13 protein-coding genes are annotated in these 12,523 nt (G+C 72.9%); 4 read left to right on the top strand and 9 right to left on the bottom strand.

Annotated features, from left to right (window positions below):
• Position 1: 1 nt before the first annotated feature.
• Both OG446_RS15245 and OG446_RS15240 read left to right on the top strand, forming a co-directional pair.
• Positions 2-1,186: an FAD-dependent monooxygenase gene (locus OG446_RS15245; protein WP_328894557.1), complete on the top strand. Its 1,185-nt coding sequence runs from the start codon at positions 2-4 to the stop codon at positions 1,184-1,186.
• 52 nt (positions 1,187-1,238) lie between these two features.
• Positions 1,239-1,667 (top strand): nuclear transport factor 2 family protein, encoded by a 429-nt coding sequence (locus OG446_RS15240; RefSeq protein ID WP_328894556.1) that lies wholly within the window; start codon positions 1,239-1,241, stop codon positions 1,665-1,667.
• 114 nt (positions 1,668-1,781) lie between these two features.
• Here OG446_RS15240 and OG446_RS15235 read toward each other — a convergent pair whose 3' ends face one another.
• The 9 genes from OG446_RS15235 to OG446_RS15195 form a co-directional block, all read right to left on the bottom strand.
• A complete protein-coding gene (locus OG446_RS15235) occupies positions 1,782-4,172 on the bottom strand; it encodes an acyl-CoA dehydrogenase family protein (RefSeq protein ID WP_328894555.1) in 2,391 nt (796 codons plus the stop codon).
• A complete protein-coding gene (locus OG446_RS15230; RefSeq protein WP_328898306.1) occupies positions 4,169-4,384 on the bottom strand; it encodes an acyl carrier protein in 216 nt (71 codons plus the stop codon). The genes OG446_RS15235 and OG446_RS15230 overlap by 4 nt, the downstream gene beginning before the upstream one ends.
• Before the next feature lie 225 nt (positions 4,385-4,609).
• Positions 4,610-6,337 (bottom strand): acyl-CoA dehydrogenase family protein, encoded by a 1,728-nt coding sequence (locus OG446_RS15225; RefSeq protein WP_328894554.1) that lies wholly within the window; start codon positions 6,335-6,337, stop codon positions 4,610-4,612.
• Positions 6,334-7,188 (bottom strand): acyl-CoA thioesterase, encoded by an 855-nt coding sequence (locus tag OG446_RS15220; RefSeq protein ID WP_328894553.1) that lies wholly within the window; start codon positions 7,186-7,188, stop codon positions 6,334-6,336. Before OG446_RS15220 ends, OG446_RS15225 begins: the two co-directional genes overlap by 4 nt.
• 4 nt (positions 7,189-7,192) lie before the next feature.
• Positions 7,193-7,459, bottom strand: coding sequence for a MoaD/ThiS family protein (locus OG446_RS15215; protein ID WP_328894552.1), 267 nt, complete (start codon positions 7,457-7,459; stop codon positions 7,193-7,195).
• Positions 7,456-9,246 (bottom strand): fatty acyl-AMP ligase, encoded by a 1,791-nt coding sequence (locus OG446_RS15210; protein WP_328894551.1) that lies wholly within the window; start codon positions 9,244-9,246, stop codon positions 7,456-7,458. Before OG446_RS15210 ends, OG446_RS15215 begins: the two co-directional genes overlap by 4 nt.
• Entirely contained in the window at positions 9,230-9,580 is a 351-nt protein-coding gene (locus OG446_RS15205) for a ferredoxin family protein (protein ID WP_328894550.1), read from the bottom strand. Before OG446_RS15205 ends, OG446_RS15210 begins: the two co-directional genes overlap by 17 nt.
• Entirely contained in the window at positions 9,577-10,527 is a 951-nt protein-coding gene (locus tag OG446_RS15200) for a hypothetical protein (protein WP_328894549.1), read from the bottom strand. Before OG446_RS15200 ends, OG446_RS15205 begins: the two co-directional genes overlap by 4 nt.
• Complete coding sequence (locus tag OG446_RS15195; protein WP_328894548.1) at positions 10,524-10,697, bottom strand: hypothetical protein; 174 nt, start codon at positions 10,695-10,697, stop codon at positions 10,524-10,526. Before OG446_RS15195 ends, OG446_RS15200 begins: the two co-directional genes overlap by 4 nt.
• Before the next feature lie 148 nt (positions 10,698-10,845).
• Here OG446_RS15195 and OG446_RS15190 point away from each other — a divergent pair, with 148 nt between their 5' ends.
• Together OG446_RS15190 and fabI are read left to right on the top strand one after the other, a co-directional pair.
• Positions 10,846-11,703, top strand: a complete 858-nt coding sequence (locus OG446_RS15190; RefSeq protein WP_328894547.1) for an alpha/beta hydrolase — start codon at positions 10,846-10,848, stop codon at positions 11,701-11,703.
• A complete protein-coding gene (gene fabI / locus OG446_RS15185; RefSeq protein ID WP_328894546.1) occupies positions 11,700-12,479 on the top strand; it encodes an enoyl-ACP reductase FabI in 780 nt (259 codons plus the stop codon). Before OG446_RS15190 ends, fabI begins: the two co-directional genes overlap by 4 nt.
• Positions 12,480-12,523: the final 44 nt, after the last annotated feature.

The raw sequence follows: 12,523 nt of genomic DNA, 5'->3' as shown, positions 1-12,523 counted from the left end.
CGTGGCACAGCGAACCAGCCCCCGGGCCATCGTGATCGGAGCCGGGATCGGAGGGCTCGCGACCGCCGTGGCCCTGCGCCGGGTCGGCGTCGACGTGGAGGTGTACGAGCGCGCGCCCGATCTGCGGCCCGCGGGATTCGGCATCTCCGTGATGAGCAACGCCGTGGCGGCCCTGCGCGCCCTCGGGATCGACCTCGGTCTGGAGAAGCGCGGACAGACGATCCTGCACACCGGGATCATGACCGACAAGGGCCGGACCCTGCGGTCCCTGCCGGTCGAGACCGCCGGTGACCGGCTCGGTGCCCCCAGCGTCGCGATGTACCGGGGCGACCTGCAGGCCGCCCTGCTCGACGCCCTCGGCGGGATGCCCGTCTCGGTGGGCGCGGCCGCCACCGGGTACGAGATCACCGGGGACGGCGTACGGGTCCGCTTCGAGGACGGCAGGGAAGCCACCGGCGACCTCCTGATCGGCGCCGACGGCATCAACTCCGCGGTCCGCCGCCGCCGTACGGGCGATGACAGCGGCCCGCGGTACGGCGGATTCCTCTGCTGGCTCTCCGTCACCCCCTTCGCCCACCCGAAGATCACCAAGGGGTTCAACGCCCACTACTGGGGCCTCGGGAAGCGCTTCGGCATCCATGACGTGGGCCAGGGGCGTGCCTACTGGTGGGGCACCCTGAACATGTCGGCCGAGGCGGCCGGCCGCTGGGACGGGGACAAGGACCCCATCGTGCGCGCCTACGCCGGATGGGCGGACGAGGTGTGCGAGGCCATCTCGACCACCCCGGCCGAGGACATCGTCGCCGTACCGGCACAGGACCGCCCGTTCCTCGAGAACTGGGGCGAGGGCCCGGTGACCCTCCTGGGCGATGCCGCGCACCCGATGCTCCCCAGCCTGGGCCAGGGCGGCAGCACGGCCATCGAGGACGCCGTGGTGCTCGCCCAGTGCCTGGCGGCGGGCACGGACACCGTCGCCTCGCTGCGCAGGTACGAGAACCTGCGGCGCGAGCGCACCCGGGAAATGGTCGAGGTCTCCCGCAAGTTCGGCGGCTTCGAGCAGCTGGAGAACCCCGCCCTGCGCGTCGTGCGCGACCTGTACCTGCGTCACGCACCCCAGTCCGTGCTGTTCAAGCCCTTCCAGCGGGCCCTGACGCCGCAGTTGCTGGATGACACCCCGGCGAACTGACGAAGCTCCCGCCCCCCCGTACGACAGATCAGCGACAACCCGAGGAGAACCGATGACCCAGGCCGCCGAACGAACCCAGGAAGACCTCGACGCCAAGAGCGTGGTGCACCGCTACCTCCAGGGCCTGCGCGAGCGTGACGCGGCGGTGATCACCGGCGTCGTCGCCGCCGACGCCGTCTACCGCATACCCGGCAGCCATCCGGTGGCGGGGACCTGGACCGGGCTGGGCGAGATCGCCGAGAGGTTCCTGATCCCCATGGGAGAGCGCTTCGACCCGACGGCCGAGTACGCGGTCGACATCCTCCACGTGATCGCGGAGGGCGACGAGGTCTCGGTCGAGTGCGTCACCCGGGCCACGACCCGCGACGGTGCCCCGTACGTCCTGGACATCAGTGCGCAGTTCACCGTCCGGGACGGAAAGATCCGGAGCATGCGGGAGTACTTCGACACCGAGTACTTCGGCCGGACCCTCTTCGGCTAGGACCTTCCGTCTGGATAGGCCCGGCCTGATCCAAACGGAAGGCCCCAGGCGTGAGAAGCACCCGCTGCGGCCCGGACCACCCGGTCCGGGCCGCAGCGGACTGCCTCGGCCTCGTCACGGGCGGCGGGCCGCGATCAGCCGGATGCCGAGGGAGTGGTCCTCCCACGCCGTGCGGACATGGCCCAGGCCCGCGGCCCGGAGCAGGCCCTCGACCTCACCGTCCGCGGGTGCCGTCCCGCCCGTGACGGCCAGGCAGAGGCGTGCCGCCGCGACCCCGAGCGCGCGCTTCGGGAGGAGCGGGCACGGCAGGACGATCCACCCGCCGGGCATCAGCGCGGCGGCGCCGGCGGCAACGGACCGGCGCAGCCCGTCGCCCGGCACTGCGCCGACGGGCAACCAGACGAGCGCGAGCCGGTCGTCCTCCTCGAAGCCGGCCGGATCAGCGACCCGCACCCGTACCGGCCCGTCGGCCGTGGGCACGGGCAACTGGCGGGGCTCCAGCGCGAGTACCGGCAGTCCGGGCATCTGGCGCGACAGCGCGACCGCGGACCGCCCTCCGTCACCGGCCGCACAGCCGACCCGCGCGCCGGGCAGATCCAGCATCGCGGGCAGTCCTTCCAGCCGGCCCAGCAGGGAGTCGACCAGCGCCTCCGCGAGCGCCGGCGCCTCGCCGCCGCATCCGGGAGCAGGCTCGCCCTCCGGGGCTGCCGCGGCCCCGGACCGCAGCCGGGCGCCCCCGGTCACCGCGCGCCGCAGCCGTGCGGCGAACGCGGAGGCACGCGGGCCACCGATGAGCACGCGTTCCAGGCCCTCGGTGGCCACGTAGCGGCCCTCGCCGTCCCGCCGTACCAGTGCGGCCTCCGCGAGAACCCTCAGCAGCCCCTCGGCAAGGTCCACGGGCAGTGTGCCGGCGGCCTCCTTCGCCGTGCACGGCCCCAGCAGCCGGGCCAGCAGCCCGGTCCGTTCCGCGACGGCACACGCCAGCAGCGCCCATGCCTGCGCGGCCACCGGTGCGAGCGGCCCGTCGAGGAGATCCGCCGGCCCCTTCGGCAACGCGTCGGGCGCCGCCCCGGAACACACCGCGGCCCACAACGTGTGGGCGCGGCCGAGCAGCGCGTCCGCCTCGGCACGGGGACCCGGACCGATGGATGCGAGGCCGGCCGCCGACAGCACCTCGCGCACGGGGCCCGCCGGTTCGCCGGGACGCTCGTCCGCGACCGCCGCGTGCAGCGCCCACCAGGAGTCCGCCAGCCGGGCGACGACGCGCTCGGCGGCCTCCTGACGCACCCGCTTTCCCTCCAGGCCGACGATCGAACGCTGGCCCAGCTGGATGAGGAGTGTCTCCTGGGAGCCCTGACCGGAGACCAGACCCAGGACGTCACGCATGAAGCGTTCCCAGGGGAACGTGGCCATGTACGCCTCGCCGCCCTGTAGCCCCATCACCAACTGGCCCACACGCAGGGCGCTTTCGGCGGTCCGGTGCTTGGCGACGGTGGCGAGTTCGTCGAAGTGCGGGTCGCGGTCGGCGGAACGGGTGCCGTCGAGCGCCCGGTAGACGCTCGCCCGGGCGCTCTGCAGCAGCACGTGCATCTCGCCGACCGAGCGCTCCACATTGGTGTAGTCGAGGACCGGGCGCCCGCCGCGTCTGCGCGCGGCCAGTGACTCCACGCAGTTCTCCACCACCGCGTCCAGGGCGCCGAGCACCCCGCACGCGCTCATCGTGCGGCGGATGCGCGCGTACGTGTTGAGTTCGCTGAGCGCGTCGGCCCGCCACACGAGCCGCCACGGCGGCAGACGCACGTCGTGCAGGAGCACCTGGCCCAGGCCCATCGTGTGCAGGCCCATGGTGTCGAGCGGCACCGGGGTGACACCCGGATCGTCCTTCTCGACCACGAAGGCGAGCATGTCGTTGGACGCCTCGTCGCGCAGGAACAGGATGAACAGGTCGGCGAACGCGGCCCCGGCGAGGAACCGCTTGGCGCCGTTGAGCACCCAGGTGCCACCTTCGAGGCGTGCCGTGGACGTGTAGTCGTACGGGTCCCGGTTCTCGTAGGCGCCCTGCACGCCGAAGCGCCGGCCGGCCGCCAGGTCGGGCACGTAGCGCTCGATCAGTTCCGGCGTTCCGCTGGACAGGATCAGCTCGGTGATCTCGACGGTGATGTCGAGCAGCACGGCGAATCCCGGATCGCGCGAGAGACGGGCGATCTCCTCGACCACCACACCCCAGGCGAGCTTGTCCCGCCCGTCGCCCCCGGCCTCGGCCGGCAGGGAGAACCGCATCAGACCGAGCTCGCCCGCCTGCTCGAACACGCGGGTGTCGAGCGGCCGGCGGGCGTGGTTGCGGAAGTGCGAGCCGGGGTTGGCGACGTCCGACACGAAGCCGGCGAACCGGCGCCGGGCCTCGGACCGGACCTCCTCCACCTCCGCGTCGAGCGTGCGGTGCGGCCCGTGGCGGTCCGCACCGCCCCGGTTCATGACATCGGCGGCGCGGGCCCGGGCCGTCACGCGGACGCCCCGGCCGCCGGGGCGTCCGCCATGGCCCGGACGATGTCGTCGAGGGTCTCGTCGCCGAGGAAGCGGGTCAGCGGCACATGGACACCGGTGCGTTCCTCGGCCTCCACGGAGAGCTGGGCCGCGGTGAGGGAGTCGATGCCCAGCTCGCCCAGCGGCATGCCCGCCGGGAACGGTTCGTCGAGGCCCAGCAGGTCGGCGATCAGCGACGACAGCCAGGTGCCGAGGGGCTCGGTGGCGGGGTCCGCGGGGTTGGTGCGCGCGGTGGTGATGGCGTACTCCTAGGGTCTTTCGGCTGGGTCGGGCCGGGTCAGGGAGCGGGGGTGGGCGCGTGCGGCTGCAAGGCGAGGGGAGTCACTGCGGAGCATCGGCGACCGACGACAGCGCGGGAGGGGGCCCCTCCCGGGTCCCTCCCGGGCCGAGCGAAGCCCTTAGCTTCGTGCGGGCGAGGGATCACGGTGCTGCGGTGCGAGCCGCATCGGTACGAGGGAGAACGCCCGGTCCGTGTCGTCGAGTTCTTCGAGCCGGCGCACGAGCAGGTCCTCGGCCTCCGGGTCGGGCGGGACGGGCAGGCCGAGCCGTGCCACGACCCGGCGCAGCGCGAGCGAGAGCCAGGCCCGCTCGGTGGCCAGGCCGCCGAGCGCGGCACGGCGCTGGAGCCAGGTGTGGATGCAGCAGGCCGCCGCGTGGACCAGGCAGTGCCGCCGGGCGGCCTCGTAGGCCTCGGCCGTCCGCAGGGTGCCGAGACCGGCGAACGCCGTCCGGGTCTCGTCCCGGACCCGCAGGAGCGTGCGGGCCAGGGCGGCGAACCCGGGGTCGTCGGCCAGTTCCTCGACCGCGTCGTCCAGGAGGTCGACGACCTCGTCGGCGCCGCCGAAGGTGAGCGAGGGGCGCAGGTCCCGCGGTGCGGGCGACACCACCGGCTCGCCGAACCCGAAGAGCAGCGGGAGCGGCAGCGTCGCCGGCGCCCGGCGGCGTCGGGCCGCACCGCTCAGCTGGGCCCGGACCGTGTCCAGCTGGACCAGTTCGGTGCCCTCGAAGACCGGGGTGACCGCGACATCGCGCAGCAGCTTCTGGAACGCGCCGTCCGCGACTCCCCGGCGCAGGTGGGCGCGTGCGCTGAGCACCTCCGCGCAGGCGGTCACGGTGTCCACGGACAGCTGCGGCACCACGTACTTGGCCACCGCGGACCAGAGCGCCATGCGCTGCCGCGCCACGTCGAGCCCGCGCGCGGCGGACAGCTCGGTGCACTCCGCGACCAGCAGATCGGCGAAGCCGCGGGCGAGCAGGGAGCGGACCGGGGCCATGGCGAGGGCCGGCCGGCCGTAGAGCATCCGCCCACGGGCGTGGCGCAGCGCGATCCGCAATGCGGTGTCGGCCGCGCCGAGGCTGCTCGCGCCGACCAGGGTCCGGGTGAACTGCAGCATGCCGGAGACCATCTCGATGCCGCGGCCGGGCCGGCCGAGCACGGCCTCGGCGCCGACCGGGCAGCCGCTGAGGGCGAAGCCGCTGAGATCATGGCCGCGCAGCCCGTGGGTGCGTACCTTGTCGAGCCGCTTCACGGTGCTGCCGTCGAGGGCGTCGAAGTCGAGCAGGAACAGTCCGTACGAGGGATCGGATGCGGCGAGGACGGTGGCGAACGAGGAGCGGCGGCCGTTGCCGACCAGCCACTTCTCTCCGTCGAGCACATACCCGCCGGGGGCCGGGACGGCGCGGGTGCCGGTGGCGAGCAGGTCGCTGCCCGCCGCCTCCTCGCTGATGCCGGCGGTGCCCCAGGCACGGCCGAGGACGAGCTCGGCGACCCTGCTCCGCTGGGTGTCGTCGCCCCAGGCCCATACCGGGGTCGCGGCGAGGAGCGTCGACCCGAGACCGACGGAGACCGCCAGGTCGCGCCGCGAGGTCGCGCGCACCACGCCCGTCAGCGACTCGAACGAGCCGAGCCGGCCGCCCTCGGACACGGGGACCAGATGTTCGTGCAGGCCGGCCGACCAGGCGGCCTCGTAGGCGGCGGTGGGCTCCGCCTCCAGCTCGTCGGCCCGGACACCTCCGGCGAGCGATATACCGCTGTCCGGGTCGAAGGGGCAGCCGAGCGCCTGCTCCAGGCGTGCCGCGGCGTCGAACGTGGACGGTGTGCCCGTGGGTCCGGCCGGGGAGGTCATATGCGCTCCACCACGACGGCGTACGGCCCGCCGTCCTCGTTCACGTGCCCGCCCTCGCCCTCGTTCCCCGCGAGCCACAGCTCATGGACGAACGCGAGCTCGTCCCCGACCTGATGGGCGCTCGTGCGGACCTCGAACAGATCCCGGAACTGGCCGGCGCGCAGCCAGGTCACGTCCACCCGGCGGAGCGGCGCGGCCAGTGCGCGGCGCAGCCCGGGAAGCGTCCTGCCGTGCCGCATCACGAGCTCCTCGCGGGCGCCGGCGGCGAACCCGAGCGTCTCGGCCCAGTACCACTGGTCGGCGACTTCGCAGTGGTGCCGGTGCACCCGGAAGCGCGCGCTTCCCGAGGCGAGCTGCTCGCCGTCCCGGGCGAACCCGGCGCGCATGGCGCGGATCCGCGAACGGTGCGGGGTGAGCTCGGTCTCGTCCTCGTGGAAGGCACCGGCGAGCGCGCCCGGCAGCGGCCCGGGTGCGCCGGAGAGCGCCTCGTCGCCGCTGAGCCGCAGCGGCACGGAGGCGGCCCGGGTGCGCACCGCGACACCGGCCGGGCCTTCGAGGGTCATCTCCACCTCCAGCTGCGAGGCGCGCGGGCCGCGGACGCGCGCGGTCACCTCGACGCGTGCCTCGTCGGCGTCGAGGAACCGCAGCGGGTGGACGTACTCCAACTGCCAGGACCACAGCACGAATCCGACCCGGTGCTCGTGCACCAGGGTGCGGTGGCTGCACACGTGGTCGCGCATCCAGCGGGTGCCCGCCTGGAAGGCGAGCCGTCCGACGGCGGTGGGCTGCAACTGGGCCGGGGTGAAGAGGCTCGCGTCGAGAACGGCCTCGTACGAGGAGCTGCGTGGCAAGGCGCTAGCCTCCGGAGACCGCGGTGACGATGTCGACCCGGTCGTCCTCGGCGGCGGCGCGCTCCAGTTCGTTCCTGGTGAGCCGTTCGCCGTTGAGGGCGATCAGATGCGTCGGGCGTACCTCTCCCGTCCGGTCGAGCAGCACCTCGCCGAGGCGGGGATAGCGCTCGGTCAGCGCGGTCAGACCGGCCCGCACGGTCCCGCCGCCGACCTCGATCTCGTTCTCGTACTCCGTGAAGCGGAGCAGGACGCCCCTGACCTTGATGATCACCGGCCGGTCCCTTCGTGGGTGTGGTTGCTGTCGCTGTTGCGGGCGGGGGCCTGCCAGCGGGCGAGTTCCTGGAGTTCACCGGCGAGGTAGGCCCGGCGGGCCAGCCAGCGCTGTACCTTTCCGCTGGAGGTCTTGGGGATGCTGCGCGGCGCCGTCAGGACGACGGCGTGCGGCGGGACGCTCAACTCCCGTGACACCGCCCGCCGGATGCCGTCGACGGCCGCCCGGTACCCCGCCTCGTCGCCGGCGTCGGCCTCGTAGACCACCACCAGCCGCTCGGTGCCTCCCGCGGTGTCCTCCACAGCGAAGGCGGCTCCGCAGTTGCGGCGGATGCCGGGGACCTCGGATTCGCAGACCCGCTCGATGTCGACCGGGTCGAGGTTGCGGCCGTTGACGATGACCAGGTCCTTCAGGCGTCCCGCCACGAAGAGCTCGCCGCTGCGGACGAACCCGAGGTCGCCGGTGCGCAGGTACGGGCCGTCCCCGGCCGCCGTCGTCGCGCCGAAGGTCTCGGCGCTCTCCTGCGGGCGCCGCCAGTAGCCGTCGGCGACACCGGGTGAGTCGACCCAGATCTCGCCCACCGCGCCGTCCGGCAGCGGTTCCCGGGTGGCCGGGTCGGCGATCAGCAGCCGGGTGTCGGGGCCGGGGTGACCGCAGCCGACCAGCGGACGGGAACTCTGCGCCGGCCCGGCAGGTGTGGCCGTGCCCCGTGTCTCCAGTGCGTCGCGGTCGACCTCCACCGAGCGCCAGCCGTCCAGCGGCTTGCCGCCGGTCACGAACAGGGTCGCCTCGGCGAGGCCGTAGCAGGGGTAGAAGGACTCGCCCCGGAAGCCGCTCGGTCCGAAACGCTCCGTGAACCGTGCCAGCGTCTCGGGGCGCACCGGTTCGGCACCCGTGAAGGAGAGCTCGACACCGGACAGATCGAGGCCCGCCACATCGGCGTCCGTCGCCCGGCGGACACAGAGGTCGTACGCGAAGTTCGGGGCGCCGGTGATCGTCGCGCCGTACCGGGACAGCATGCGCAGCCAGGCCAGTGGACGGCGCAGAAAGGTCACGGGCGACATGAGCGTCACGGGTATCCCGGCGTACAGCGGGGTGAGGAGGCCGCCGATCAGTCCCATGTCGTGGTACGGCGGCAGCCAGAGGCCTCCCGAGCTGCCCGGGTGGATTCCGAACCCGCGCTCGATGTCCCGGCAGTTGGCCAGCAGCCGGGCGTGGCTGAGCATGACGCCACGCGGGAGCGCCGTCGAGCCGGAGGTGTACTGAAGCAGTGCGAGGCGGTCCGGAGGGATCACCGGCTGCGGCCCTTCGGCGCCGGTTCCGGCGTCCGCTCCGGCCGGTGCGTCGGTCGTGATCAGCCGGGGGGCGCGGCCGTCGAGCGTCGTCGCGAGCCAGTCCGTCATCAGCGGTGCGATGTCCGAGGTGGTCAGGACGACATCGGATCCGGTGTCCCGGACGATCGCGGCGAGCCGCGGCAGCGTACGTGCCAGGCGGGCCGGGTCCGGCGGGAACGCGGGCACCGCGGGCACGCCCGAGCAGAAGCAGCCGAACAGGCCCGCGAGGTAGTCGAGGCCCGGTGCGAAGAGCAGCAGCGCCGGGTCGGGCCGCCCCCGGGTGGCCTCCAGAAGGCGTGCCGAGACCCCCAGGGCCCGCCGGTGGAGCTCGCCGTAGGTGATCTCCTCGGCCGATTCGTCCTCGGCGACGAACCGGTAGGCGACGGCATCGGGTTGCTGCCGTGCCCGTTCGCGGAGCAGCGAGGCGAGGTCGTGGTCACCGGCCGGGAACACCGGGAGCCTGTTCCGCCGGGAGCGACGCCCACTTGCCGGGCCTCCCCAGCCACTCCTCGCCGTCGGGCAGAGGTTCCACGCGCGTGGTGGCCAGGGGGAGTTCGGCCGAGAGCCGGGCGTTCCACTCCAGGGCCGGCATGAGCTCGGGGGGCAGTTCGTCCTCCGGGTAGATCGCGTCGGCGGGACACGCCTCCACGCAGTTCCCGCAGTCGATGCACTCCTCGGGGTCGATGACGAGGAACGTCCCGCCTTCACGGAAGCAGGCGACGGGACAGTAGGTGATGCACTCCGTGAACTTGCAGTGGACGCACTCCTCGGTGACCACGTGTGTCACGGCAGGTCCTTCACGTTCGCGCCCGGTATGCCGGCCTGCCCCGTGGCCGCCCGAGTGAGCAGTCCGGCATGCCGGTCCAGGAAGAGGTGCCCGGCGTCGAGACCGAGTTCATAGGCCTTGACCAGGCCCTCCGGGGTCGCCGCGGCGTAGTCGACACCCAGCAGCTTGAGGTCGTCGTCCGGTTTGATCACCAGGACCCGGGCCTCGTCCAGGACGGAGCCGTCGGCGATCTCCTCGGAGGCGTAGAGGTCGCGGAAGAGCGGGAACGGGTCGCTGCCGATCGCGATGAGCACGTCGACGCCCTTGGCCGCGACCTCCCGGGCCGGACAGGCGCACGTGTACGACGCGTCGACGTAGGCCTCACCGTCGACCTCGGCGGGCACGGCCCAGGCGTGCAGCATGCGCGTCGAGGCGTAGGAGACGGCTTCGTAGTTGTCGGCCGTCAGCCGGAACTCCTCGCCGCCGGGCGCCGCGTGGGAGGAGAACACGGCGGCGGCCAGGTTCTTCTCGACCCAGCTCCGGTCCCCGGTGAAGATGTTGCGCAGGAGCTGCTTGCCGAGTGCCTTGGCCTCCGGGCCCTGGGTGACCTCCGCCGCCTCCGCGGTGGTGACCTTGCTGGTGGCGAGGAGGAACTCGGGGGCCCCGGGGCGGAAGAGCCCTTCGCGCATCGCGGGGCCGTGCTCCTTGATGCTGTCGAGCGCGACGCTGCTCATGCCCTTCTCGGTGGCCGCCCGGGCGGCGCCGAGCCAGTAGTCCACGCCGACCTCCACCGCCCGGCCGGTCGCGGCGAGACCACCGGACAGGCCGGAGGACGAGGCGGTGCCGTACACGTCCGCGCGCAGCCCGCGTGCCTCGAAGGCGGACAGCACTCCGTGGCTGTACACGCCCTTGAGCATGCCCGAGGCGACGGCGATGCCGATGCGCTCCGTGGTGTCCGTGCCGGTCATGGCAGCAGCCCCTTCTCGAGCTCCGGTGTGGTGGCGGGGACGGGCGCGGGACAGTCCTTGAGGAGCTGCGCGTCGATCAGGCCGTCCAGATGGTCCTTGATCCACTGGTTCGGGCCGGGGCCCGTGTCGATCACTTCGCCCGTGCGGGGAGAGGGGTGCGGGAGCGTCATACCGGCCTCCAGGAGGGGGAGTGGACGGAGCAGACGTTAGCACGACCGTCCGTGCAGTTTTCTAGTCCCGCGAAGGCATTGGTGCTAAATGTGAGCGAACGATCGTGCTAACATCTCGCCGCACGATGACCGATCTGGAGGGCGTGGAATGGATCCCGCAGCCGTAGGCGCGGCCCTGAGCGACAGGGGTGAGGAGGTCTTCGACCTCTTCCGGCGGCCGAAAGGGCGCAGCAGGACCCGGCCCGACGAGCGTGCGGCCATCGAGAGCGCACGGACGAGCGAGCTGACCGTCAACGGCAAGGTGGCGGTGGTCTACCGCTGGGGCGGCGGCGAGCGCCCGGTGCTCCTCGTCCACGGCTGGGAGTCGCGGGCATCGCGCTACGCGAAGGCCGTCGCCCGGCTGGTGGAGCTGGGCTACAGCCCGGTGTCCTTCGACGCGCCGGGCCACGGGGAGGCCACCGGAGACTCCACGACCCTGCTGGAGTACCGCGACATCATCACCGAACTCCACCGTGTGCACGGGGATTTCGAGGCTGTCGTGGCGCACTCCTTCGGTGTCACCGCGACCTTCTTCTCCCTGCGGTACGGGGTGCGGACCGGCCGGATCGTGGCGATCAGCACGGTCCCCGACTTCACGTACCTCGTCGACGCGTTCAGTGCCGGGATGGGCCTCGAACCGCGGCTCAAGGAGGAGCTCCGGGGGCGTATCGAACGGGATGTGTACCCGGGCGAGGCGGACATGTGGACCCGCTTCTCGGTCTTCCACGAGGCGGCGAACGTGCAGATCCCGCTCCTCGTCATCCATGACGAGGAGGACGGCATGGTCGACGCCGGTCAGGGGAGACGGGTCGCCGAGGCCTTCGGTGACCGCGCCCGCCTGGTCACCACCCGCAGGTTCGGGCACCGGCGCATTCTCGGCTCGCCCCAAGTCGTCGACGAAATAGCGAACTTCATGACCTCCGATGTCACGGAGGCCGGACGGAAGACCGAGGTGGCAGCGGGATGAGCGGAATACTCGCGGGCAAGCGCGTTCTGGTGACCGGAGTCCTGATGGAGTCCTCGATCGCCTTTCACACCGCCCGGCTCGCCCAGGAGCAGGGCGCCGAGGTGGTCCTCACCGGGTACGGCCGGCTGAGCCTGGTCGAACGCATCGCCAAGCGGCTGCCCCGGCCGGCGCCGCTGGTCGAGCTCGACGTCCAGGACAAGGGGCATCTCGACAGCCTCGCGGACCGGATCAGGGAGAGCGTCGGTCAGGATGCCCGCCTCGACGGTGTGGTGCACTCCATCGCCTTCGCGCCGCAGGACGCGCTCGGGGGCAACTTCCTGGAGACCGGCTGGGATTCCGTCGCGACGGCCGTCGAGGTGTCCGCGTACTCGCTGAAGGCGTTGGCCGTGGCCTGTCTGCCGCTCATGGAGGAGCGGGGCGGGTCGATCGTGGGGCTGGACTTCGACGCGCAGACGGCCTGGCCCGCGTACGACTGGATGGGGGTGGCCAAGGCGGCCCTGGAGTCCACCTCGCGCTATGTCGCCCGGGATCTCGGGCCGCGCGGCATCCGTTGCAACCTGGTCGCGGCGGGGCCGATCAAGACGATGGCGGCCAAGTCCATCCCGGGGTTCGAGACGTTCCGCGAGGTGTGGAACACGCGCTCGCCCATCGGCTGGGACCTGTCCGACCCGGAGCCGGCCGCCCGTGGGGTCGTCGCGCTGCTCTCGGACTGGTTTCCCCGGACGACGGGCGAGATCGTGCACGTCGATGGCGGGGTGCACGCCATCGGGGCATGAGGCCGCCCGCGGCGGCCCCTCCTCGCCCCGCCGCCGCCACGGCG

It is taken from the genome of Streptomyces sp. NBC_00236 (assembly GCF_036195045.1).
Lineage (GTDB): Bacteria > Actinomycetota > Actinomycetes > Streptomycetales > Streptomycetaceae > Streptomyces.
This window is presented reverse-complemented; position numbering and strand designations above follow the sequence as displayed.

Coding starts and splice junctions, on each gene's coding strand:
- OG446_RS15240 (WP_328894556.1), top strand. CDS start 1,239: ATGACCCAGGCCGCCGAACGAACCCAGGAAGACCTCGACGCCAAGAGC.
- OG446_RS15225 (WP_328894554.1), bottom strand. CDS start 6,337: ATGACCTCCCCGGCCGGACCCACGGGCACACCGTCCACGTTCGACGCC.
- OG446_RS15200 (WP_328894549.1), bottom strand. CDS start 10,527: ATGACCGGCACGGACACCACGGAGCGCATCGGCATCGCCGTCGCCTCG.
- OG446_RS15195 (WP_328894548.1), bottom strand. CDS start 10,697: ATGACGCTCCCGCACCCCTCTCCCCGCACGGGCGAAGTGATCGACACG.
- OG446_RS15190 (WP_328894547.1), top strand. CDS start 10,846: ATGGATCCCGCAGCCGTAGGCGCGGCCCTGAGCGACAGGGGTGAGGAG.
- fabI (WP_328894546.1), top strand. CDS start 11,700: ATGAGCGGAATACTCGCGGGCAAGCGCGTTCTGGTGACCGGAGTCCTG.